Source organism: Plantactinospora solaniradicis (genome assembly GCF_042658085.1).
In the GTDB taxonomy this organism is placed as follows: Bacteria; Actinomycetota; Actinomycetes; order Mycobacteriales; family Micromonosporaceae; genus Plantactinospora; species Plantactinospora solaniradicis.
This window is the reverse complement of record NZ_JBHSPR010000039.1, coordinates 131,715-154,490: the sequence shown is the minus strand read 5'-3', so window position 1 is coordinate 154,490 and position 22,776 is coordinate 131,715. Positions and strand designations below refer to the sequence as shown.

The 22,776-nt window shown below is 69.7% G+C and carries 18 protein-coding genes and 1 pseudogene; 13 read left to right on the top strand and 6 right to left on the bottom strand.

Annotated elements, in window-relative coordinates:
* The first annotated feature begins 172 nt into the window (after positions 1-172).
* Positions 173-403 (top strand): hypothetical protein, encoded by a 231-nt coding sequence (locus ACFP2T_RS34415; protein WP_377429236.1) that lies wholly within the window; start codon positions 173-175, stop codon positions 401-403.
* Between the two features lie 25 nt (positions 404-428).
* On the opposite strand, the gene ACFP2T_RS34410 is transcribed toward ACFP2T_RS34415, so the two are convergent.
* Together ACFP2T_RS34410 and ACFP2T_RS34405 are read right to left on the bottom strand one after the other, a co-directional pair.
* Entirely contained in the window at positions 429-1,088 is a 660-nt protein-coding gene (locus ACFP2T_RS34410) for a nucleotidyl transferase AbiEii/AbiGii toxin family protein (protein WP_377429235.1), read from the bottom strand.
* Positions 1,085-1,459: a hypothetical protein gene (locus ACFP2T_RS34405; RefSeq protein WP_377429233.1), complete on the bottom strand. Its 375-nt coding sequence runs from the start codon at positions 1,457-1,459 to the stop codon at positions 1,085-1,087. Before ACFP2T_RS34405 ends, ACFP2T_RS34410 begins: the two co-directional genes overlap by 4 nt.
* Before the next feature lie 294 nt (positions 1,460-1,753).
* On the opposite strand from ACFP2T_RS34405, the gene ACFP2T_RS34400 reads away from it, so the two are divergent.
* Entirely contained in the window at positions 1,754-2,572 is an 819-nt protein-coding gene (locus ACFP2T_RS34400; RefSeq protein ID WP_377429231.1) for a hypothetical protein, read from the top strand.
* Between the two features lie 109 nt (positions 2,573-2,681).
* Here the strand turns inward: ACFP2T_RS34400 and ACFP2T_RS34395 are convergent, their stop codons facing one another.
* Positions 2,682-3,656 carry a magnesium transporter CorA family protein gene (locus ACFP2T_RS34395; protein WP_377429229.1) on the bottom strand — a complete coding sequence of 325 codons (975 nt, stop codon included), beginning with the start codon at positions 3,654-3,656 and terminating at the stop codon, positions 2,682-2,684.
* Positions 3,653-3,898 (bottom strand): hypothetical protein, encoded by a 246-nt coding sequence (locus ACFP2T_RS34390; protein WP_377429227.1) that lies wholly within the window; start codon positions 3,896-3,898, stop codon positions 3,653-3,655. The genes ACFP2T_RS34395 and ACFP2T_RS34390 overlap by 4 nt, the downstream gene beginning before the upstream one ends.
* A 261-nt stretch (positions 3,899-4,159) precedes the next feature.
* Here ACFP2T_RS34390 and fdh point away from each other — a divergent pair, with 261 nt between their 5' ends.
* The 7 genes from fdh (at position 4,160) to ACFP2T_RS34355 (ending at position 15,628) form a co-directional block, all read left to right on the top strand.
* Positions 4,160-7,453 (top strand): formate dehydrogenase, encoded by a 3,294-nt coding sequence (gene fdh / locus ACFP2T_RS34385; RefSeq protein ID WP_377429226.1) that lies wholly within the window; start codon positions 4,160-4,162, stop codon positions 7,451-7,453.
* Positions 7,454-7,455: 2 nt separating this feature from the next.
* Positions 7,456-8,502: a 4Fe-4S dicluster domain-containing protein gene (locus tag ACFP2T_RS34380; RefSeq protein ID WP_377429224.1), complete on the top strand. Its 1,047-nt coding sequence runs from the start codon at positions 7,456-7,458 to the stop codon at positions 8,500-8,502.
* A gap of 151 nt (positions 8,503-8,653) precedes the next feature.
* Entirely contained in the window at positions 8,654-9,751 is a 1,098-nt protein-coding gene (gene nrfD, locus ACFP2T_RS34375; RefSeq protein ID WP_377429222.1) for an NrfD/PsrC family molybdoenzyme membrane anchor subunit, read from the top strand.
* A 45-nt stretch (positions 9,752-9,796) separates the two neighbouring features.
* Complete coding sequence (locus ACFP2T_RS34370) at positions 9,797-11,086, top strand: L-lactate MFS transporter (protein ID WP_377429220.1); 1,290 nt, start codon at positions 9,797-9,799, stop codon at positions 11,084-11,086.
* A gap of 533 nt (positions 11,087-11,619) precedes the next feature.
* Positions 11,620-13,167, top strand: a complete 1,548-nt coding sequence (mmsA, locus tag ACFP2T_RS34365) for a multiple monosaccharide ABC transporter ATP-binding protein (protein WP_377429218.1) — start codon at positions 11,620-11,622, stop codon at positions 13,165-13,167.
* Positions 13,164-14,462, top strand: a complete 1,299-nt coding sequence (gene mmsB / locus ACFP2T_RS34360; protein WP_377429217.1) for a multiple monosaccharide ABC transporter permease — start codon at positions 13,164-13,166, stop codon at positions 14,460-14,462. The genes mmsA and mmsB overlap by 4 nt, the downstream gene beginning before the upstream one ends.
* A 65-nt stretch (positions 14,463-14,527) precedes the next feature.
* Complete coding sequence (locus tag ACFP2T_RS34355; RefSeq protein WP_377429215.1) at positions 14,528-15,628, top strand: substrate-binding domain-containing protein; 1,101 nt, start codon at positions 14,528-14,530, stop codon at positions 15,626-15,628.
* Between the two features lie 71 nt (positions 15,629-15,699).
* Here the strand turns inward: ACFP2T_RS34355 and selD are convergent, their stop codons facing one another.
* Complete coding sequence (selD, locus tag ACFP2T_RS34350) at positions 15,700-16,719, bottom strand: selenide, water dikinase SelD (protein WP_377429213.1); 1,020 nt, start codon at positions 16,717-16,719, stop codon at positions 15,700-15,702.
* Between the two features lie 157 nt (positions 16,720-16,876).
* Between selD and selA the strand changes: the two genes are divergently transcribed.
* A complete protein-coding gene (gene selA, locus ACFP2T_RS34345) occupies positions 16,877-18,214 on the top strand; it encodes an L-seryl-tRNA(Sec) selenium transferase (protein WP_377429259.1) in 1,338 nt (445 codons plus the stop codon).
* A 3-nt stretch (positions 18,215-18,217) separates the two neighbouring features.
* Positions 18,218-19,990: a selenocysteine-specific translation elongation factor gene (gene selB / locus ACFP2T_RS34340; protein WP_377429211.1), complete on the top strand. Its 1,773-nt coding sequence runs from the start codon at positions 18,218-18,220 to the stop codon at positions 19,988-19,990.
* A 570-nt stretch (positions 19,991-20,560) separates the two neighbouring features.
* Here the strand turns inward: selB and ACFP2T_RS34335 are convergent.
* Positions 20,561-21,427, bottom strand: a complete 867-nt coding sequence (locus ACFP2T_RS34335) for an NPCBM/NEW2 domain-containing protein (protein ID WP_377429209.1) — start codon at positions 21,425-21,427, stop codon at positions 20,561-20,563.
* Between the two features lie 337 nt (positions 21,428-21,764).
* Between ACFP2T_RS34335 and ACFP2T_RS34330 the strand changes: the two are divergent.
* Together ACFP2T_RS34330 and ACFP2T_RS34325 are read left to right on the top strand one after the other, a co-directional pair.
* Positions 21,765-22,108 (top strand): annotated as a pseudogene (locus ACFP2T_RS34330) (P-loop NTPase family protein); the annotation flags it as partial.
* A gap of 347 nt (positions 22,109-22,455) precedes the next feature.
* A complete protein-coding gene (locus ACFP2T_RS34325) occupies positions 22,456-22,764 on the top strand; it encodes a hypothetical protein (protein ID WP_377429207.1) in 309 nt (102 codons plus the stop codon).
* Positions 22,765-22,776: the final 12 nt, after the last annotated feature.

The following is a 22,776-nucleotide window of genomic DNA, read 5'->3' as shown; positions in this document are numbered from 1 at the left end:
CGTACGCGAAGTGGGAGAACCAGGCCGCTGACCTGGTCGCCAACGCCTGGAACAACAGCTAAGACTGGAACAACAGCTAAGAAAAGAAGAACGTGCGACATCCGCTGGCCGGGTTCCCTCACCGGGATCCCGGCCAGCGGCGTGTCTGGACAAGGGTTGCGACACTGCCGAGATGGCAGATGATCCCACCTTCACCATCGCCCTACGCGGCTACGACATGAACGAGGTACGCGCGTTGCTGCGTCAGGGCGAGGCGGCCCTCGCCTCGGACAGTCCCGCCGAACGGGCGGCCGCCGCGGAGGCGCTCCGCCGTCCGACCATCACCGTGCGCCTTCGCGGTTACGACCGGACGCAGGTGGAAAACACTCTCGGCCTCCTGGTCGACCGGTTGGCACCCCGCTGAGCTGTGCTCCGGGTGGCGGCGGTCGTCAGCGGGGCCAGTCGGCGAGCTTGGCGCGGATCTGTCGTACCTGTTCGAGGTCGCGGCCGTACCGGGCGAACCGCTGGTCCGGTAGCCGGTCGAGGTACCGGCCCGCGGCGGTGACGTCCTCGGGCTCGATCGCCGGGTCGTACTCGGACGCGAGTCGGAGCAGGTCGTCGACGGAGTACCGGTCGAGTGCGGCGGCGACGTCGATGTAGTCCCGTACCTCGCGCCGGGTGACCAGGGCCGCGGTCTTGCTGGCCACCAGGTCCTGGACGTGCATGACCGGTCCGAGGTCCATCACGACCGGGCTCCGGTGCCGGTCCAGCCGGCCCAGGCTGAGCCGGAGCCGCCGGCCGCCCCGACTCACCAGGAAGTCCTTCATATCCAACTCGAAGCCGCTGAACAGCCCGGCGAGGTCGCTCGACGGGTCCTCGTCGGTGACGGTGAAGCCGGCCGCCTCCAGCGTGACCCGAACCTCCGCCTCCGCGCTGGCCGCCGCGCCGTCGACGTCGGCGAACAGGTCGACGTCCTCGGTGGGCCGGGACACCAGTCCGTGTGCCGCCCAGGCCACCCCGCCACCGAGTACGAATCCGTGCTTGTCGGCCACGGAGAGCGCGACCCGGGCGACCTGGCGGTAGAAGTCGTCGAGATGGGTGGTGCTCATGCCGCCCGACGGTCGCCTGACTGGTCGCCGTACTCGGTGATCAGGGACGGGTGCCGTCGCTCCCACGCCGCCCGTACGCCCCGGGGCAGGTTCAGCATCGACCAGACCCGACGGAGGATCCCGGCGTTGACGAACCGGCGCAGATCCTCCGAGCGGGTGGTCTCGCGCAGCACGTTCTCGTACATCCAGAGCAGCTGGTCCGGATCGTCGAGGTCGAAGGAGCGGTCGGGCCCCCACATCAGTCGCAGTGGCAGGGTCACTGTCCCGTGCGTCGGACCGACGAGTTCGGCGACGGTCGGGGTCACCACGGCAGGACGGCCCGGGCGGGCCAGGTTGGCCACGCCGGTTCCGGCCGCGGCGGCGTACTGCATGGGGTCAGGGTAGCCCCAACCCGGCGGGTGCGGATGATCCGTACCCGATTTCGATGGTCTGTCCGGACCTGTCGGCGGTCCGAACCGTCCCGGCGGGGGCCGCGACCGTGCCGGTGGCAGGGACCGTCGCCGGCCGGGCAAATCCGGAATGCCGGACCTGCTCCACCGGTTGTGTCTGTCGGTACGCCCGCGAGCTCAGCCCCCTGGACCGCGGGCGTACCGCTATGCGCCAGGTCGGCGAGAGACCCAGGGCATCGCAGTGCCTCCCCGGAATCCCAGATCGAAAGGGCAACCATGAATCCGATCTTCGGACGATGGCTCCCCGCCATCGCGGAGACCGCTGTCACACGATGGCTTCCCGCCATCGCAGCACATCCGGCCGTACGCCGGCTTCCCGCCGTCGCGGAAACCCCGGTCGCTCGTCGCACCGCACTGGCCGTCGCGGGACTCACCTGTGCGGCCGCGTGTTCGGCCGTCGCCGGACCTGCCGGCACGGTGGCCGCCGGAGGCGGCGACCAGGGTGCCCAGCCAGCCGCATACAGCCAGACGGTGCGGACCGACGAACCGCAGGACGGCTCGGCCCAGGACCAGTCGGCCCAGGACAAGCCGGCGGACGACGGGAAGTCCGACGACGGGAAGTCCGACGACGGAAACTCGGACGACAAGCCGTCCCGGGACAAGTTGGTCCCGCACGGCGTCCAGGGTTACCAGTCGCGGATCGACCTGGACGACGACCAGCGGGACAACGCCAGGGAGATCGTCCGGACGGCCCGGAAGCTGGACATGGGCCAGCGCGGCGCCGTGATCGGCGTGGCGACCGCCCTCCAGGAGTCGAAGCTGCGCAACCTCGGCCACCTGGGCGACTGGAACGACCACGACTCACTGGGCCTGTTCCAGCAGCGTCCGTCGTCGGGCTGGGGATCGCCGGATCAGATCACCGACCGCGACTACTCGGCCAGGGCGTTCTTCGACGGGCTGAAGCGGATCGACAACTGGCGTGACCTGCCGCTGACCGACGCCGCGCAGGCGGTGCAGGTGTCGGCGTACCCGTTCGCGTACGCCCAGTGGGAGGACCAGGCCGCGGACATCGTCCAGGACGTCTGGTCCCGGTAACCCGATAACCCGGTAACCCGACAACTCGATGACCCGTGCCGTGCTGCCGGGAGGCTGGCCACCCGCCGGTCTTCCCGGCAGTGGCGTCTCCGGCGTGAGCCGGCGAGCCTCAGATCCAGGTCTTCTTCCGGAACACCAGATACAGCGAGATCGCCAACCCGAACGTCACGACCAGCGAGATGATGAACTCCGCCGGGGTGTGCCGCCACGGGAACGCGAGATTCTGTCCGAAGAATCCGGTCACGGCCGTCGGGACGGCGATGATCGCGGCCCAGCCGGTGACCTTCTTGACGATCAGGTTGAGCTGGTTGTTCTGCAACATCAGGTTCGTTTCGAGCATGGTCGTGTTGAGATCGCGCAACGAGTCGCTCCACTCGATGACCCGCAGCACATGGTCGTACAGGTCCTGGTAGTAGGGCAGCATCTCGGGATCGACGGTGTGCATCGTCGGGCGCATCAGGGAGTTGACCACCTCCCGCATCGGCAGCGTGACCTGGCGAAGCCGGACAAGGTTGCGCCGGGCGGTGAAGATGCGTCGCTGAACCTCGTCGCGGTTCGTCGCGCCGCCCTTGAACATCACCCCCTGCACCTGCTCCAGCGTCGAGTCGAGCTGCTGTACGGCCGTGAAGTGCCCGTCGATCAGTGTGTCGAGCAGGCCGTAGAGCAGGAAGGCGACGCCATGCGGAGCGAGTTCGGCGCTCTCGTCCCAACGGGCCAGGACCTCGCGGATGTCGAACCGGTCGTTGTAACGCACCGTGACGAGTGCGCGGGGCTTGACGAACGCCGACACCTCGACGTCGGTCAGTCCGCCGGCCGCGTCCAGCCGCACCATGTACGTGTTCAGGAAGAGGTGGGTGTCGTACCGGTCGAGCTTGGCCCGCTGGGCCTGCTGGACGATGTCCTCCAGCGCAAGTTCGTGCATGCCGAGTTCCTCGGCGAGCAGTCTCAGGTCGTCCTCACTCGGTTGACAGATGTCCAGCCAGACGACCACGCGATCGTCCTCCGCCAGCCGTTCCTTGACCTCGTTGGCCGGGAAGTCCTGCGCGACCAGGCTGCCGTCGCGGTACATCCGGCTGCTGCTCACCGGGTACCCGCCCGGGTGCCGCCGACGGCCGGACCGCGACCGTACGATTCCCGGCCCGGGTCGGCCTCGGCCACGCCTGGCTCGGCCACCCCGGGCCGGACATCGTCGTCGGCCGTGATCACGTCGTCGGTCGCGATCGCCCACCAGCCGGTGCGGTCGTCCTCGCCGAGGAGGACCGGCAGCGACACGTCGGCCTCGTCGAGGCAGGGCAGGATGACGTCCACCGGAGTGCGGTCGGCCATGCGGCGTCATTGCCATTGAGACGAGGCTTAAACCGCCCGGCTGACGCTGGCGTAATCGGACACCACCGGCGAAGCCGCGGGTACGCGTCGGTCCGCGCGACGGGCGGCGGGCGAGGTGGTCGGCGGAGACCGGGTTCGGAAGATCTACCGGCGGCCCGCCCGTGAGCGCCGCCCGATTTCGGCGGTCCCATGCGGGGCCTGGCCAGCTGATCTACTCTCGGGTGGTCGGCTCACCGGCCGTGTTGTCAGGAGGTGCCGGGAATGGGAGTCCGCACCTGGATTGAGGGTTGGCCCGTATATCGGCAGCTCACCGGTACCGACCCGCTCGGCCGGGGAGCGGCGGCGAAGTCCGCCCGGTCCGACGCGCTCACCCCGCGTACCGACACCGCCGAGTCGATGGCCCGGTCGGTCTGCCCGTACTGCGCCGTCGGTTGCGGACAGCGGGTCTACGTCTCCGACGGCCGGGTGACCCAGATCGAGGGTGATCCGGACAGCCCGATCTCCCGCGGCCGGCTCTGTCCGAAGGGAGCGGCCAGCAAGACCCTGGTCACCAGCGAACTGCGCCAGCAGCGGGTGCTCTACCGCCGCCCGTACGGGACGGACTGGGAAGAGCTGGACCTGCCCACGGCGATGGACATGATCGCCGACCGGGTCCTCGCCGCCCGCGACGCGACCTGGGAGGACGTCGACGACGAGGGGCGTCCGCTGCACCGCACCCTGGGCATCGCCAGCCTGGGCGGGGCCACCCTGGACAACGAGGAGAACTACCTCATCAAGAAGTTGTTCACCGCGATGGGGGCGCTCCAGATCGAGAACCAGGCCCGGATTTGACACTCCGCCACCGTCCCCGGTCTGGGGACCAGCTTCGGTCGCGGTGGCGCGACGGCGTTCCAGCAGGATCTGATCAACAGTGACTGCGTCATCATCCAGGGCTCGAACATGGCCGAGGCCCACCCCGTCGGCTTCCAGTGGGTGATGGAGGCCAAGCGGCGGGGAGCCAGGGTCTACCACGTCGACCCGAGGTTTACCCGCACCAGCGCGCTGGCCGACACCTACCTGCCGATCCGGGCCGGTAGCGACATCGCGTTCCTCGGCGGCATCGTGCGGTACATCCTGGAGAACGAGCTGGACTTCCGGGAGTACGTCGTCGCCTACACCAACGCGGCGACCATCGTCAGTGAGGACTACCGCGACACCGAGGATCTCGACGGGCTCTTCTCGGGTTTCAATCCCGAGACGACCAGCTACGAGCAGACCAGTTGGCAGTACGCGGGGAACGAGGGCGACGGGGCGAACGACACCGCCACCGAGCGGGACAGCGCGGCGGGGCTGCGGCACGAGTCGCACGGCGCGCCGGTCACCGGCCACGTGCAGCGGGACGAGACGCTGCAACACCCGCGCTGTGTCTACCAGATTCTCAAGCGGCACTACGCCCGCTACACCCCGGAGATGGTCGAGCGGGTCTGCGGCATCCCGAAGGAGCGGCTCGAGGAGGTGGCCCGGGCCTGGGCCGCGAACTCCGGGCGGGACCGGACCACCATGCTGGTCTACTCGGTCGGCTGGACCCAGCACACCGTCGGGGTGCAGTACATCCGCACCGGGGCGATCATCCAGCTCCTGCTCGGCAACATGGGCCGCCCCGGCGGTGGAGTACTGGCCCTGCGCGGGCACGCCAGCATCCAGGGCTCGACCGACATCCCGACGCTGTTCAACCTGCTGCCCGGCTATCTGCCGATGCCGCAGCACGCGCAGCATCCGACCTTCGACAAGTGGGTCACCAGCATCCAGCACCCCGGCCAGAAGGGCTTCTGGGACAACGCCCGCGCGTACGCGGTGAACCTGCTCAAGGCGTACTGGGGCGCCGCTGCCACTGCCGACAACGACTTCTGCTACGACTACCTGCCCCGGATGACCGGCGACCACGGCACCTACCAGCAGGTGTTCAACATGATCGACGGCAAGATCAAGGGGTACTTCCTGCTCGGCCAGAACCCGGCGGTCGGCTCGGCGCACGGCCGCGCCCAGCGGCTGGGCATGGCCAACCTGGACTGGCTGGTGGTCCGGGACCTTTTCATGATCGAGAGCGCCACCTTCTGGAAGAACAGCCGGGAGGTGGAGACCGGCGAGATCGCGCCGGAACGCTGCCGTACCGAGGTCTTCTTCCTGCCGGCCGCCTCGCACGTGGAGAAGGAGGGCACCTTCACCCAGACCCAGCGCCTGTTGCAGTGGCGGGAGAAGGCCGTCGACGCCCCCGGCGACAGCCGCTCGGAGCTGTGGTTCTTCTACCACCTCGGCCGGATCATCCGGGAGAAGCTGACCGGCTCCACCCTGCCGCGCGACCGGGCCCTGCTCGACCTGGCCTGGGACTACCCCACGCACGGTCCGCACGCCGAGCCGAGCGCCACCGCCGTGCTTCAGGAGATCAACGGGTACGAGGTGGCTACCGGCCGCCCACTTGCCACGTTCACCGAGATGAAGGACGACGGCAGCACCTCCGGCGGCTGCTGGATCTACACCGGGGTCTTCGCCGACGGCGTCAACCAGGCTGCCCGGCGCAAGCCGGGCCGGGAGCAGAGCTGGGTGGCCCCGGAATGGGGCTGGGCCTGGCCGGCCAACCGGCGGCTGCTCTACAACCGGGCCTCGGCCGACCCCGAGGGCCGACCGTGGAGCGAGCGGAAACGGTACGTCTGGTGGGACGCCGAGCAGGGCCAGTGGACCGGACACGACGTACCCGACTTCGAGAAGACGAAGCCGCCGTCCTACCGGCCCGGCGAGGACGACGTCGGCGTCGCCGGGATCAGCGGCGACGATCCGTTCATCATGCAGGGCGACGGTAAGGGCTGGCTCTTCGCGCCGGTGGGGGTGCTCGACGGGCCGATGCCCACGCACTACGAACCGGCCGAGTCGCCGGTCCGCAACCCGCTCTACGGTCAGCAGGCCAATCCGACCCGGAAGGTCTACGAGCGGCCGGACAACCCGACCAACCCGAGCCCGCCGGAACAGCACGCGGACGTCTTCCCGTACGTCTTCACGGTCAGTCGGCTGACCGAGCACCACACCGCGGGCGCGATGAGCCGGACGGTGAAGTACCTGGCCGAACTGCAACCGGAGATGTTCGTGGAGGTCTCGCCCGAGCTGGCCGTCGAGCGGGGACTGACCCATCTGGGCTGGGCGCACCTGGTCACCAGCCGGGGAGTGATCGAGGCCCGGGTGCTGGTGACCGACCGGCTGACTCCGCTGCGGGTGGAGGGCCGGGTGATCCACCAGGTGTGGCTGCCGTACCACTTCGGTGCCGAGGGGCTGGTCCGGGGCGAGTCGGCCAACGACCTCTTCGGCGCCACGCTCGACCCCAACGTACTGATCCAGGAGAGCAAGGTCGGCACCTGCGACATCCGGGCCGGGCGGCGTCCGACCGGACCGGCCCTGCTCGACTATCTCGCCGACTACCGCCGCCGGGCCGGGCTGGACGGCCACTATCCATCGGTCGTCACCGCCCGGACCGACGACGGCTCGCCCGGCGGTGGCACCGACGACGGTACGGAGCGGGAGGCCTGAGCATGGTCGAGACGAACTCCCCGGGCGCCTCCGTGAACCCCGCCGAGCGGGCGGGCCATCTGGACCCGCCACCCCGGATGGGCTTCTTCACCGACACCAGCGTCTGCATCGGCTGCAAGGCCTGCGAGGTGGCCTGCAAGGAGTGGAACCTGGTGCCGGAGAGCGGGTTGGACCTGCTCGGCATGTCGTACGACAACACCGGGGCGCTGACCGCCAACTCGTGGCGGCACGTCGCCTTCGTCGAACAGCCCCGGCCGGTCGGCTGGCAGGCGTCGCCGCCGATGCTCGATACCCCGACCGGTCCGCCGATCAGTCCGGCCACCGCCGAGGCGGGCGCCGAAACCACCACCGATGTCGGCACCCGGCCCGGCCTGCCGCCGGCTCCGGACCCCGCCCCGGCTGGCCGGATGGCGGACGGGACGCAGTTCCTCGGCATGCCCGGCACCGAGTTGCCGGGCCGGGGCGACCGGGGCGAGCGGACCGATCTGCGCTGGCTGATGATGTCGGACGTCTGCAAGCACTGCACCCACGCCGCTTGCCTGGACGTCTGCCCGACCGGTTCGCTGTTCCGGACCGAGTTCGGCACCGTGGTGGTGCAGGAGGACATCTGCAACGGCTGCGGCTACTGCATACCCGCCTGCCCGTACGGGGTGATCGACCAGCGCAAGGACGACGGCCGGGCCTGGAAGTGCACGCTGTGTTACGACCGGATCGGGGCGGGCCGGACCCCGGCCTGCGCCCAGGCGTGTCCCACCGAGTCGATCCAGTACGGCGAGGTCGACGAGTTGCGGGCCCGGGCCAGGGCCCGGGTCGAGCGGCTGCACGTCGACGGTGTCCCCGAGGCGCGCCTCTACGGCCACGACCCCGGTGACGGCGTCGGCGGCGACGGCGCGTTCTTCCTGCTGCTCGACGAGCCGGAGGTGTACGGGCTGCCGCCGGACCCGGTGGTGACCACCCGGGACCTGCCCCGGATGTGGCGCCGGGCCGGACTGGCCGCGCTCACCATGGCGGCGGCCACGGTCGCCGCGTTCGTCGGTCGGCCATCGTGACCCGAGCGGAGCGGGGGCACCGGTCGGCGCGGCGTGTCGGGTCGTGGGGGCGACGAGCGGGGCGAGGAGCGGGCATGACCAGGTGGAGCGAGGGCACCGGGCGGCTCGGTGTGTCGGGTCGTGGCGACGACGAGCGGACCGAGGAGACGGCATGAGCGGCCTGGGCCGGGGAGGTTCCGGCGGACCACTGGGCGAGTACTTCCGGGAGTTCCGGGCCAACCCCGATCAGCCGAACGGTGGTGGGCGGCGTCGGGGGTCCGGGCGGGGCAACGGACCCGGGCCGGGAGTCGTCGGCGGGGAGCCCACGGCCGTGCCGCCGGCCGAGTTCGCCTCCTACTACGGCCGGCCGGTGGTGAAGGCACCGGTGTGGCGGCACGACATTCCGGCGTACCTGTTCACCGGAGGGCTCGCCGCCGGCACGGCGTTGCTGGCCGCCGGCGCCGATCTCACCGGCCGCCCGGCACTGCGCCGGGCGGGCCGACTCGGTGCGCTCGCCGCGGTCGGGGCCAGCACCTACTTCCTGGTCAACGACCTCGGCCGTCCGGCCCGGTTCCACCACATGCTGCGGGTGTTCAAGCCGACCTCGCCGATGTCGATGGGCACCTGGATCCTGGCCGCGTTCGGGCCGGCGGCCGGACTGGCGGCGGTGAGCGAGATCGCTCCGGCGCTACCCCGGAACGGCGGGCTCGGCGTGGCCCGTCGGCTGCTGCCGCCGGTCGGACGCGTCGCCGGCCTCGCCTCGGCGGTCGCGGCGCCGGCCCTGGCCACGTACACCGGGGTACTGCTCGCCGACACCGCGATGCCGGCCTGGCACGACGCGTACCCGGATCTGCCGTTCGTCTTCGCGGGCAGCGCGCTGGTCGCCGGGGCGGGGGCCGGGTTGGTCGCCGTCCCGACCGCGCAGGCCGGCCCGGCGGTCCGGCTCGCCGTGGCCGGTGCCGTGATCGAGAAGCTCGCCGAGCGTCGGATCGCCCGGATGGGGTTGACCGGCGAGCCGTACCGGGTCGGCCGGTCCGCCCGGTTGGTCCAGGCCGGGCAGCTGCTGCTCGCGGCCGGTACGGCCGGGGCGCTGCTCGGCCGGCGCAGCCGGGCGCTGTCCGCGCTCTCCGGAGCGGCCCTGTTGGCGTCCTCGGTGCTGACCCGGTTCGGGGTCTTCTCCGCCGGGGTGGCGTCCGCCAGGGACCCGAAGTACACGGTGCTGCCGCAGCGGGAGCGGCGGGAGAAACGGGGGGCCGGCGTCGGCCCGTAATCGCGGGCGGGCGCCGATCCATGAGCCGAGACGGGGGTCACGCTCATGGCAGGAGCAGGCAGGATCGGTCAGGGGGAGCGGAGACCGACCGCGGGCCGGTGGGGCCTGGTGGTGGCCGCCGTGCTGGTGCAGTTGGCCCTGGGCGCGGTGTACGCGTGGAGCGTCTTCAACAAGCCGCTCCAGGAGGCGTTCGGCTGGAGCAAGGCCGAGGCGGTGCTGCCGTTCGAGGTGGCGATCGGCACGATCTTCATCGGCAGCCTGATCGGGGGCCGGGTGCAGGACCGTCGCGGTCCCCGACCCGTCGCGCTCGGCGGCGGGGTGCTGTACGCGGTGGGCAACATCCTCGCCTCGCTGGTCTCCGACGGCGACCAGCTCTGGCTGCTGGTGCTCACCTACGGGGTACTCGGCGGGATCGGGCTCGGGGCGGCGTACATCACTCCGATCGCCATGCTCACCAAGTGGTTTCCGGATCGCCGTGGGTTGATCACGGGTATCGCGGTGGCCGGCTTCGGCTTCGGCGCCGTGATCACCGCCCCGGTGGCGAAGACCCTGCTGAACAACACCACCGACAAGCCCGACGTCTTCCTGCCGCTGGGCCTGGCGTACCTGGTCGCGGTGCTGCTCGGGGCGTCGTTCTTCCGTAATCCGCCGCCGGGGTACCAGGTGCCCGGTTTCGTTCCGGTGACCACCGGGCGGGCCCCGGCCGGGACCCGGGTCTACACCCTCGCCGAGGCGCTGCGGACCCCGCAGTGGTACCTGCTCACCGGGATCCTGGCGCTCAACGTCACCTGCGGGATCGCCTTCATCTCCCAGGCCGCCGATGCCGCCCAGGCGATCGCCGGGGTGAGTTCGGCCACTGCCGCGAGCCTGGTCGCCGTGCTCGGGTTGTTCAACGGCGCCGGGCGGCTCTGCTGGGCCTGGCTCTCCGACCAGACCGGCCGGATGGTGGCCTTCGGCGGGATGCTCGCGTTGCAGGCGGTCTGCTTCTTCATCCTGCCGCACGCGGCCGGGTTCGCCCTGTTCGCCGTCCTCGCCGCGTTGATCTACCTGGCCTACGGCGGCGGCTTCGGCACGATGCCGGCGACCGCGGCCGACTATTTCGGCACCCCGCACGCCGGTGCGGTCTACGGCGCGATGATCGTGGCGTGGAGCATCGGGGGCGTGGTCGGGCCGCTGCTGACCGCGACGTTGTTCGAGGCCAGCGGAAATTCGTACACCCTGCCGTTTACGGTACTCGCGGTGATCGCCCTGGTGGCGTTGGTGCTGCCGCCGATCACCCGGATGCCTTCGCGGCCCGGTACGCCACGGCCGGACGACGAGGTGACCGGCCCCTGACCGGCGGAGCGCCGCCGGGCGTCGGTGCCCCGTTCCGGGGCGGAACGGGGCCGCCGGACCGCCCGGTCAATCGCCGCCCGAGGGGCCGGGATAGCCTGTGACCTGCCGCTCGGCCGGCGACGGGGTGGGGAAGTGGCGGCCCGGAGCGGGGAAGCGGCATCCGGGGCAAGTCAGGGGGATCTGTCGCGCTACGGTGCGTTCCGCCTGAACGCTCTCTTTCTCGCCCGGACCTGGCGTGCGATGTCCACACCGCCCCGGCCCGCCGTACGGGCTAGCCCGTTCCGCGGCAGTATGTCAAGAGTCGGTCACGAAATCTTGCGAAACTTCCTCGTATTACAATAAGTTCCTCCAGGCAACAAACGCATGTCACCTGGTGACGACAGCCCGGAGGCAACAATGATGTTGATGACGCGGCGCGGCCGACCGAGGCCGGACGCGCATGGTTCCCTCTGGCGCCCCGACGACGGGCGGATGGCGGCTGCTGCCGCTCCGACCGGCTACGCCGTACGCGCCCGGACCGGGGAGCGTCGGCGATGAGCGACGCTCCGGTCATTCTGGAGATGCGCTCGATCACCAAGGAGTTTCCCGGGGTCAAGGCGCTCTCCGACGTCAACCTGGTGGTTCGCCGTGGGGAGATCCACGCGATCTGCGGCGAGAACGGGGCCGGGAAGTCGACCCTGATGAAGGTGCTCAGCGGGGTGTACCCGCACGGCACCTACTCCGGCGACATCGTCTACCAGGGTGCCGAGTCCCGGTTCTCCGACATCCGGGCCAGCGAGCAGGCCGGCATCGTGATCATCCACCAGGAACTCGCGCTGGTGCCCGGAATGTCCATCACCGAGAACATCTTCCTGGGCAACGAGCCACGCCGGCACGGCGCGATCGACTGGAAGGCCGCCAACCGGCAGGCGCTGGAGTTGATGGCCCGGGTCGGCCTGCGGGAGGACCCGGACACGCTGATCAAGGACATCGGCGTGGGCAAGCAGCAGCTCGTCGAGATCGCGAAGGCCTTCGCGAAGCACGTCAAGCTGCTCATTCTCGACGAGCCCACCGCCGCGCTGAACGAGGCCGACTCCCAGCACCTGCTGGACCTGCTCCGCGGGTTCAAGGAGCGGGGCATCACCTCGATCATGATTTCGCACAAGCTCAACGAGATCGCCCAGGTCGCCGACGCGATCACCATCCTGCGCGACGGCCACACCATCGAGACCCTCGACGTCAAGGCGCAGGGGGTCGACGAGGACCGCATCGTCCGCGGCATGGTCGGCCGGGAGCTGCACAGCCGGTTCCCCGACCACACGCCGAAGATCGGCGAGGTCTTCTTCGAGGTCCGCAACTGGACCGTCCGGCACCCGATCTCGGCCGACCGCATGGTGGTCAAGGGCTCGAACTTCACGGTGCGCCGTGGGGAGATCGTCGGATTCGCCGGGCTGATGGGAGCCGGCCGTACCGAGTTGGCGATGAGTGTCTTCGGCCGGTCGTACGGCGTCTACCAGTCCGGGCAGATCTTCAAGGACGGCCGGGAGATCGTGCTGAAGTCCGTGTCGGACGCCATCGACAACGGACTGGCGTACGTCAGCGAGGACCGCAAGTCGCTCGGGCTGAACCTGCTCGACGACATCAAGACCTCGGTGGTGGCCGCCAAGCTGTCGAAGGTGGCGACCCACGGCGTGGTCGACCAGGTCCGCGAGTACCGGGCGGCCGAGCAGTACCGGACCAGCCTGCGGGTCAAGGCGCCCACGGTCGACGAGGGGGTCACCAAGCTCTCGGGTGGCAACCAGCAGAAGGTCGTGCTGGCGAAGTGGATGTTCACCGATCCGGACCTGCTGATCCTCGACGAACCCACTCGGGGCATCGACGTGGGCGCCAAGTACGAGATCTACAACATCATCCAGCAGCTCGCCGACCAGGGTAAGGGCGTCATCGTGATCTCCTCGGAACTGCCCGAGCTGATCGGCCTGTGCGACCGCATCTACACGGTGTTCGAGGGAACCATCACCGGCAACATCGACCGGCGGGACGCCGACCCGGAACTCCTCATGAAGCAGATGACCTCAGCGAAGAAGGCGCAGACGCCGTGAGCAAGATCAAGGACCTCCAGAAGTCCCTGTTCGCGGGGACGACATCCAACGCCCGACAGTTCGGGATGATCTTCACGCTGGTGGCGATCGTCCTGCTGTTCCAGATCCTCACCAACGGCCTGACGCTCAACTCGAGCAACCTCATCTCGCTGGTGAGTCAGTACTCCTACATCCTCATCCTGGCGATCGGGATGCTGATGGTGATCGTCGCCGGTCACATCGACCTCTCGGTCGGCTCGATCGCCGCGTTCGTCGGCATCGTGGTCGCCCGGGTCATGCAGGACTGGAACGTGCCGTGGTTCGTGGCGATCCTGATCGGCCTCGGCGTCGGCGCCCTGATCGGCGCCTGGCAGGGCTTCTGGGTGGCGTACGTCGGCGTGCCGGCGTTCATCGTGACCCTGGCCGGGATGATGCTGTTCCGGGGCGGCAACCAGTACATCGGCAGCGCCGACACGATCCCGGTACCCGACGGGTTCAAGGTCATCGGCGCCGGCTTCCTGCCGGAGGTCGGACCGGACACCGGGTACAACAACCTCACCCTGCTGCTCGGCCTCCTGGTCTGCGTGGCCGTGGTGGTCCGGGAGTGGAAGGCCCGGAAGACCCGGCGCGAGATGGACGCCGAGGTGGCGCCGATGTGGATCTCGCTGATCCGGGTGGCCGTTCCGATCGCGGTGGTGCTGTACGCGACCCTGCGGTTCGCCGGCGGCCGGGTCGGTACCAGCTTCCCGATCTCCGGCATCATCCTCGGCGTACTCGTCGTGATCTACGCCTTCGTCACCCGCAACACCGCCGGCGGCCGGCACATCTACGCCGTCGGTGGCAACGCCCGGGCGGCGGAACTCTCCGGCGTCAAGCTCAAGCGGGTCAACTTCCTCGTGATCATGAATATGTCGGTCCTGGCGGCCCTGGCCGGCATGATCTTCGTCGCCCGTTCCGCCGCCTCCGGGCCGCAGGACGGACTCGGCTGGGAACTGGACGCCATCGCCGCGGTCTTCATCGGTGGCGCGGCCGTCTCCGGCGGCCTCGGCACGGTCAGCGGCTCCATCGTCGGTGGCCTGGTGATGGCCGTGCTCAACAACGGCCTCCAGTTGATGGGCGTCGGCTCGGACCGGGTGCAGATCATCAAGGGCCTGGTCCTGCTGCTGGCCGTCGCGTTCGACGTCTACAACAAGAACCGGGGGCGCTTCTCGATCATCGGATCGGTGAGCCGCCCGTTCCGCCGGGAGGCACCCGCCGAACCGGCGTCCACAGTCGCGTCGGGCCAGGAGCCCGCCAAGACTCCGGTGGCCGGCTGACGGCCACCGCCGACGGGGCGGAAAACCTCCGCCCCGCCTCACCTCCAAGAAGGGCACGTGCACAAATGCGCAAATATCTCGCCAGGGGTGTGGCGGTCGGCGCCATCGCCCTGTTGGCACTGACGGCCTGCTCCGAGCGATCCGACGGTGACGGGGCCGGCTCGACCGGGTCCGAGAAGGGCTTCGCCGCGAACTCGCTGATCGGCGTGGCGCTGCCGGCCAAGACCTCCGAGAACTGGGTCCTCGCCGGTGACCTCTTCACCAACGGGCTCAAGGAGGCCGGCTTCCAGTCCGACGTCCAGTACGCCGGCGCCACCAGCACGGTCGCCGACCAGCAGGCCCAGATCTCGGCCATGGTCACCAAGGGCGCCAAGGTCATCGTCATCGGCGCGACCGACGCCGCGCAGTTGACCACCCAGGTCGAGGCCGCCAAGAAGGAGGGCGCGTACGTCATCGCGTACGACCGCCTGATCAAGAACACCAAGGACCTCGACTACTACGTCGCGTACGACAACTTCAAGGTCGGCCAGCTCCAGGGCCAGGCGCTGCTGGAGGGCATGAAGGCGAAGAAGCCGAACGGCCCGTACAACATCGAGCTGTTCTCCGGTTCGTCGGACGACAACAACTCGGCGGTCTTCTTCGACGGCGCGATGGACGTGCTGAAGCCGGAGATCGACAAGGGCACCGTGGTGGTCGGCTCGGGCCAGAAGGACATCAAGCAGACCGCCACCGACGGCTGGAAGGCCGAGAACGCCCAGCGGCGGATGGACTCCCTGCTGACCTCGACCTACAGCAGCAAGACGCTGGACGGGGTGCTCTCGCCCAACGACACGCTGGCCCGCGCCATCATCACCTCGGTGAAGGGTGCCGGCAAGCCGGTCCCGGTCGTGACCGGGCAGGACTCCGAGGTCGAGTCGGTCAAGTCGATCGTCGCCGGTGAGCAGTACTCGACGATCAACAAGGACACCCGGAACCTGGTCAAGGAGACCATCGGGATGGTCAAGGACCTGCAGGCCGGTAACGACCCCAAGGTCAACGACACCGAGTCCTACAACAACGGGGTGAAGGTCGTCCCGTCGTACCTGCTGGAGCCGGTCATCGTGACCAAGGCGAACGTCGTCGAGGCGTACGCCAACGACCCGAAGCTGGCCCCGCTCACCAAGTAGCAGCGGTCAGGTCGGCGTCGCGCCGTACCAATCGGGCCCCCGGGATCGGACGATCCCGGGGGCCCCACGCGTTATCGGCCGCCGGTCACCACGAGGGTCACCCCGGCATCGCGGGCCGGCAGCAGCTCGCCGATCACCGGATGGCCGGGCAGCTCACCGGTGATCAGCAGGCCACCGGAGGTCTGCGCGTCGGCGAGCAGCAGCAGATCGTCCTCGGACACCCCGGAGACCTCGGCGTGGGGACGGACCCAGTCAAGGTTCCGCCGGGTCCCGCCGCTGACGAAACCCGCGGCCAGCGCCTCCCGGGCACCGTCCAGATACGGTACGGCCGCCGCGTCGACCCGGGCGGTCAGCCCGGACGCCCGGGCCAGCTTGTGCAGGTGGCCGAGCAGCCCGAAGCCGGTCACGTCGGTCGCACACCGCACCCCGGCCGCCACCGCGGCGATGGACGCCTCCCGATTCAGCTCGGTCATCGCCGCCACCGCCTGCGGAAACGTCTCACCGGTCTGCTTGTGCCGGCTGTTGAGCACCCCGATGCCCAGTGGTTTGGTCAGGGTCAGCGGCAGCCCTGCCCCACCGGCGTCGTTGCGCATCAGCCGCTCCGGGTCGGCGATCCCGGTGACCGCCATGCCGTACTTCGGCTCCGGGTCGTCCACGCTGTGCCCGCCCGCCACGTGACAGGCCGCCTCCCGGGCCACGTCCAGGCCGCCACGCAGCACCTCGGCGGCCAGCGTCAGCGGCAGCACCTCCCGGGGCCAGGAGAGCAGGTTCACCGCGACCACCGGGGTGCCGCCCATCGCGTACACGTCGGAGAGCGCGTTGGCGGCGGCGATGCGCCCCCAGTCGTACGGGTCGTCGACGACGGGGGTGAAGAAGTCGGCGGTCGCCACCACCGCCGTACCCGACTCCAACCGGACCACCGCCGCGTCGTCGCCGTCGTCGAGCCCGACGAGCAGTTCGCCGGGGCCGGCCGGCGCGGAGGTGCCGACCAGGCCAGCCACCACCTGCTCCAGTTCGCCGGGCGGGATCTTGCACGCGCAGCCGCCTCCGTGCGCGTACTGGGTGAGTCGGTACCGTTCCGTGGTCGTCACCGAACCACCATCGCACCTCCGGACGTCCGATCGCAGCCGTCGAATGTCGCCCCTTCGCTGTGCACATGATCACAAGGGCGGGAGGCGGGACTTCCCGGTACGACTGGAGATCGGGTGTGGTTAAGTGCCGGTGAAAGGGTTCAGGAACGGGGTGGAGATGAACGGGGCGGTCGACCCTCGGCGGCGCGTGCCACGCACCGACGCGCTGCTCGCCGACCCCCGGCTGGCCGCCGCCGAGGCCACCCTCGGGCGGGCCCGGCTCAAGGCCGTGGTGGGCAGCGCCCAGGACCGGGCCAGGCGGGGCGAGATCCCACCCGAGGACGTCCTCGCCGTCGCCCTGGCGGCGCTGCCGGAGACCGCCGCCGGCCTACGCCCGGTGCTCAACGCCACCGGAGTGGTGTTGCACACGAACCTCGGGCGCGCGCCACTGTCCGGTGCGGCGATCAGCGCGGTGGTGGCGGCGGCCGGGCACACCGACGTCGAACTCGACCTCCGGACCGGGCGGCGGGCCCGACGCGGCCGGACCGCGATGGCCGCACTCGCCGAGGCGGTGCCGGCGGCCGGGGCGGTGCACGTGGTCAACAACGGCGCCGCCGCCCTCGCCCTCGCCGCGACCGCGATCACCGCTGGTGGGACCGGTGCCGGTGGCGGCCGAGAGATCGTGGTCAGCCGGGGCGAACTGGTCGAGATCGGTGACGGATTCCGGCTGCCGGACCTGTTGGCCAGCACCGGCGCCCGGCTCCGCGAGGTCGGCACCACCAACCGCAGCACCCTCGCCGACTACGCGGCGGCGATCGGCCCGGAGACCGCCTTCGTACTCAAGGTGCACCCGTCCAACTTCGTCGTCCGGGGCTTCACCGCCGCCGTACCGGTCGAGGAACTGGCCACCCTCGGCGTACCGGTGGTGGTGGACATCGGCTCCGGCCTGCTGGCACCGGATCCGCTGCTGCCCGACGAGCCGGACGCGGCGTCGGCGCTGCGGGCCGGCGCGACGCTGGTCACCGCGAGCGGCGACAAGCTGCTCGGCGGTCCGCAGGCCGGTCTGCTGCTCGGCGACGCGGACCTCGTCGAGCGACTGCGCCGGCATCCGCTGGCTCGGGCGCTCCGGGTGGACAAGCTGACCCTGGCGGCGCTGGAGGCGACCCTGTCCGGTCCGGAGACCCCGACCTGGCGGGCCCTGCGGGCCACCCCCGGCGCGCTGCGGATCCGCACCGAACGGCTGCGCGACCACCTCGCGGCCGCCGGACTGAAGGCCGAGGTGCTGGCCGCCGACGCCGTCGTCGGTGGCGGCGGCGCACCGGAGGTCGCGCTGGAATCGTGGGCGCTCGCCCTCCCCGAGGAGTACGCCGAGCCGCTGCGCAACGGTGACCCGCCGATTCTCGGCCGGCTCGAACGAGGCCGGCTGCTCCTCGACCTGCGCTGCGTACCCGCCGAGCACGACGAGGCGGTACAGGCCGCCATCCTGCGGGTGCCCCGACCCTGGCGGGAGGACTGAGCCGTGCAGGTCATCGCGACCGCCGGACACGTCGACCACGGCAAGTCCACGCTCGTCCGGGCGCTGACCGGAATGGAACCGGACCGCTGGGCCGAGGAACGGCGCCGGGGCATGACCATCGACCTCGGCTTCGCCTGGACCACACTTCCGTCCGGGGCGGTCGTCGCGTTCGTCGACGTACCCGGACACGAACGCTTCGTACCCAACATGCTGGCCGGAGTCGGTCCCGCCCCCGCCGCGCTGTTCGTGGTCGCCGCCGACGAGGGCTGGATGCCGCAGTCGGCCGAGCACCTCGCCGCGCTCGACGCGCTCGGCGTCCGGCACGGCCTGCTGGTGGTGACCCGGTCCGACCTGGCGGATCCGGCCGCCGCGACCGAACTCGCCCAGGCGGAGATCGGGGCCAGCTCGCTGGGGTCGGTGGAGGCCGTCGCGGTCAGCGCGGTCACCGGCGCCGGCCTGCCCGAGCTGCGGGCCGCGTTGGACCGGCTCACGGCCCGGCTGCCGGTACCGGAGCCGGGTCTGCCGGTGCGACTGTGGGTGGACCGGGCGTTCAGCATCCGGGGCAGCGGCACCGTGGTCACCGGCACCCTCGGCGGCGGGGAACTGCGGACCGGCGACGAACTGGAGCTGACCGGCACCGGCGAGCGGGTCCGGATCCGGGGCCTACAGTCGCTGGGCGAGCCGACCGCACGGGTGGCCGGGGTGGCCCGGGTCGCGGTCAACCTGCGCGGCGTCTCCCTGGAACAGGTCGGGCGGGGTGACGCGCTGCTCACCCCGGGACGATTCCAGCAGACCGACCTCGTGGACGTCCGACTCGTCGGCGACCCGGTGGGCGAGCTGCCGGCGGAGGTCACCCTGCACGTCGGGTCGGCCGCGGTGACCGCCCGGGTACGTCCACTCGGCGTCGACACCGCGCGGCTACGGTTGGACCGGCCGCTGCCGCTGCGCATCGGCGACCGGGCGCTGCTCCGCGATCCCGGCCGACGGCACGTGGCCGGCGGGGTGACCGTGCTCGACGTCGTACCGCCCGCGCTGGACCGGCGGGGGGCGGCTTCGGCTCGGGCCGCTGTGCTGGCCGGGCTGGACGGTCGGCCCGACGAGCACGCCGAGCTGGCCCGTCGGGGGCTGATGCGTCGGGGTGAACTGGAACGGATGGGGGTCACGGTCGAGAGCGCGCCGGTGGCGGGGGACTGGTACGCCGACCCCGATCACTGGCTCGATCTGCGGCGACGGCTGGTCGAGGAGGTGACCCGGTGGGTGGAGGCGCATCCGCTGGAGTCGGGGGTGCCGGTCGACACCCTGCGACGGCTGCTGGACCTGCCGGACCGGGCGCTGGTCGAGGTGCTGGTCACCGCGCCGCTATCCGCCCAGAATGGCAGGATCGCCCGGGGCGGGACGACCGGCGCGCTGCCCGAGCAGGTCGCCCGTGCCGTGCGCCGGATCGGGGCGGAGCTGGCCGAGCGGCCGTTCGTCGCCCCGGAGGCGGCCCGGCTCGCCGAGTTCGGGCTCGGCCACCGGGAGATCGGTGCCGCCGTACGGGCCGGTGCGCTGCTCCGGCTGGCCGACAACGTCGTACTGCTGCCGGACGCTGTCGACCAGGCGGTACGGGTGCTGGCCGGGCTGCCCCAGCCGTTCACCCTGAGCACCGCCCGGCAGGCGCTCGGTACGACCCGTCGGGTCGCGGTGCCACTGCTGGAGTTGCTGGACCGGCGCGGCGCCACCCGACGGTTGCCGGACGACGCCCGGATCGTGCTGATCGGACCAGGGGACTCTTAATCCGCGGGTTCGGGGTGTACGTACTGGCCGCCGCTAGGGCGCTGGCCGCCGGCTAAGTCAGCGGGCACCGTCGTTTTGAGGCTCGGCCCGTCGGATGATGAAGGAGAGTTCTCCTCGATAGGTTGCGCCAAGCTTCGTCACAACGCCTTCGAGGGTTCCGGGACCCGTCTTGAACGGGCTGACCCAGTTCGACGGCAGAACCACGCGCTCGCCCACGGTGAGGGGTGGGTTACCTCGCCACCGGTACGCGTACCTGTCGACCTCCACGACCTGATCGCCATCGACCTTGTGGTACCGCTCGGAGTTGTCGAGTTTTCGCTGAAGACCCTTCAATCGAAGGCGTCGCTCAACGCCTCACCGACCCCGAAGCCGAACTGCTCAACACCCGGTTCAACCGCCCAGCCGACACCCGTCCTCAATCCTGATCAATGACCGACATCCTGGTCAGGATGCCGAGCCGCGACACCGTTCCACCCTGCGTGGCGACGATCTCGGTGGCAGATGATGATCCCGCGCGCCCTTCTGCTGGTGAGCGTTGATCTGTAGCCGGGACGGCGCGACGGGGCGCAGTCACGCCACTCTGGCATTACCAATGACCGCCTCGCCACGGGTTTCGGGATGAGGTGCATACGTCCAGATATGGAGCTTGTTTCCCCCGCTAACTTTTCTGTCGACGGCGAGCCCTTCTCCGGCTTTTAAGGTTCCCTCAAATAGAGGTTTTCCGTCTAGGTAAATTTTAATCACGGTAATGGTGCCTGACCGTGACTCGTCAGAAACTCCTACCATCGCCGCGAAGCGTGAATACTTCTTACCCAGGTTGAACTCCACGTCTGCTCTGTCCAGGCCCAGGGGGTTGCCTGGGGTGGAGTAAAGACTATCTGTATATTCAATCCCCGAAATACGTTTCGCCCCTCTGGTAAATTCGTTCTCGGCTACATCAATGTCCGCAAGTGGTTTCTCGATGCCGGTAAATGCAGCAGAGCCGGTGGAGGACGTCGCGCCGCCCTGCGGCGATCCGTTGGAGCTGATCGATGGATCTCCAGAGATCGATCCCGGCGACTCCAAGCGCGGAGCCCCAGATGAAGACTCAGAATCCGACGAGCCAGCGCGTTCGCCCAGTAAGCCAATAAGCAATCCCGTGGTTGTCGCGACGGCCAGCAATGAGAATATCATCGGACGACTCAAGTCTCCGACGCTGTAGTCACGAACGCCTCGCCAAATTGCAATACCTACGGCAATGCCGAAGAGAATTCCAGAAAGCTTGAGCCAGATGTCCTCAAGGGATGCCATGAGGGTGAGTGCAGTAATTGCGGTTGAGATAATCCCGAAGGCGTCAGCAATCCGAGCGCGTCGTCCACTGATCACCTGATCTTGGTGCTCGGCGCCCTCTGCCTGTGTGGTATCGCCATCGCGGGCGAGGCTTGAAGGAAGATTCACGGCAGCATTATGCACACGGAAGTGGGACTTCGCCAGACCCCGATATTTGGATCTTTACTACAAGATCGAGTACCGACCGGATTCGACGAGATCGCAGTGCCCACCGACGATGACGAGGCCGGGCTCTGCCTTGTCAAACAGAACTCTCCGTATGCCGACAGTTGGAGCTGCGCGGATTGGTCGAAGGCTCGCGGCGGGTGGCGCCGGAGCTCATGAACGATCTACATCCGATTGATCTCATGGCGGCGCAGCGACCGTCGAATACGTCTGGGACATGTGTGTGACATATTTGCCAAGCTCAACGCCGTCGCTCACACCCGCAGCGGTGAGTAAGCCGGAGCAGGCCTACCTGCGTTGCATCATGCTGCGCGAACGGGACCTGCCTGGCGGTATCGCGCCGGGCGCTGATCGCGCGGACGGTCCGGTTCGCCCTCGACCACGGCTTCCGCGTCTTGCTGGAGGGCATCCTGTACGCCGGCTGGTGCCGGGACATGCTGAGCGGTCTCCGATAAAACAGTCGTCAGGGCGAGTCGCTGTTCCGCTACCTCGACGTGTACTGCCCCGAGACGCTGCGCCGACACGCCGGGGTGCCCACAAGCCAGCGAGTTCACCCCGGCGGAGATGAGCAGCTGGTGCACGGCTCATGACGTGCTCGGGTGGCCCGACGAACTCGTCCTTCCCGTGCTGCGCCTCGAGGACGACGCCGCTCGTGTTGCACCTGAACCCGGCATGGCAACACCGACGTGGTGCTTTTGGGCGATGATATCCGGGTCGGGGCCGATATCGGTTGGCGGCCGTGCTCGCCGTGCGCGCCCCGTTGGTGCGGTCGTGGCCGGCTGTCGTTCCGTGCCCGAAGGAGGTGCCAGACGCATCTTGTAGCTCTGTGGTCCGAACACGAAGCGGGGATCGGCTCCCGATACTTGATTGGTTCCAGAAAAAGGGCGAGACTTCACGGCGTGCCAGGGACGTCGGACTTCGAGGGCACGCAGCGCGGGACTGCTCTGCGTGTGATGCGTCCTCGAGTAGCGGTGCTGTCAGCGGTGCACGACCAACCGCACACCAACGCAGGTTCGATCATCGGTGTCGTCCGTGAAGCTCGTGGTGGGGTTGCCCGCCAGTTCGTCCACGACCTGCTGCACGCGCTGGCCGCTGCATGTGTGGTGCGTTTCGAGCCGATGAACTCCGTGGCGCGCTGCGAAGCGCGGGGCGGGGACAACCACCACCATCTCGTCTGTCGATACCGCAGCGCCTTAGCCGATGTCGGCGGCCCGGTCGGCCACACCGCCTGCCGGTGCCCCACCTGTGTCACGGCAACCTCCGCCGTGCCCGACGGCTGAACGCAGACACAC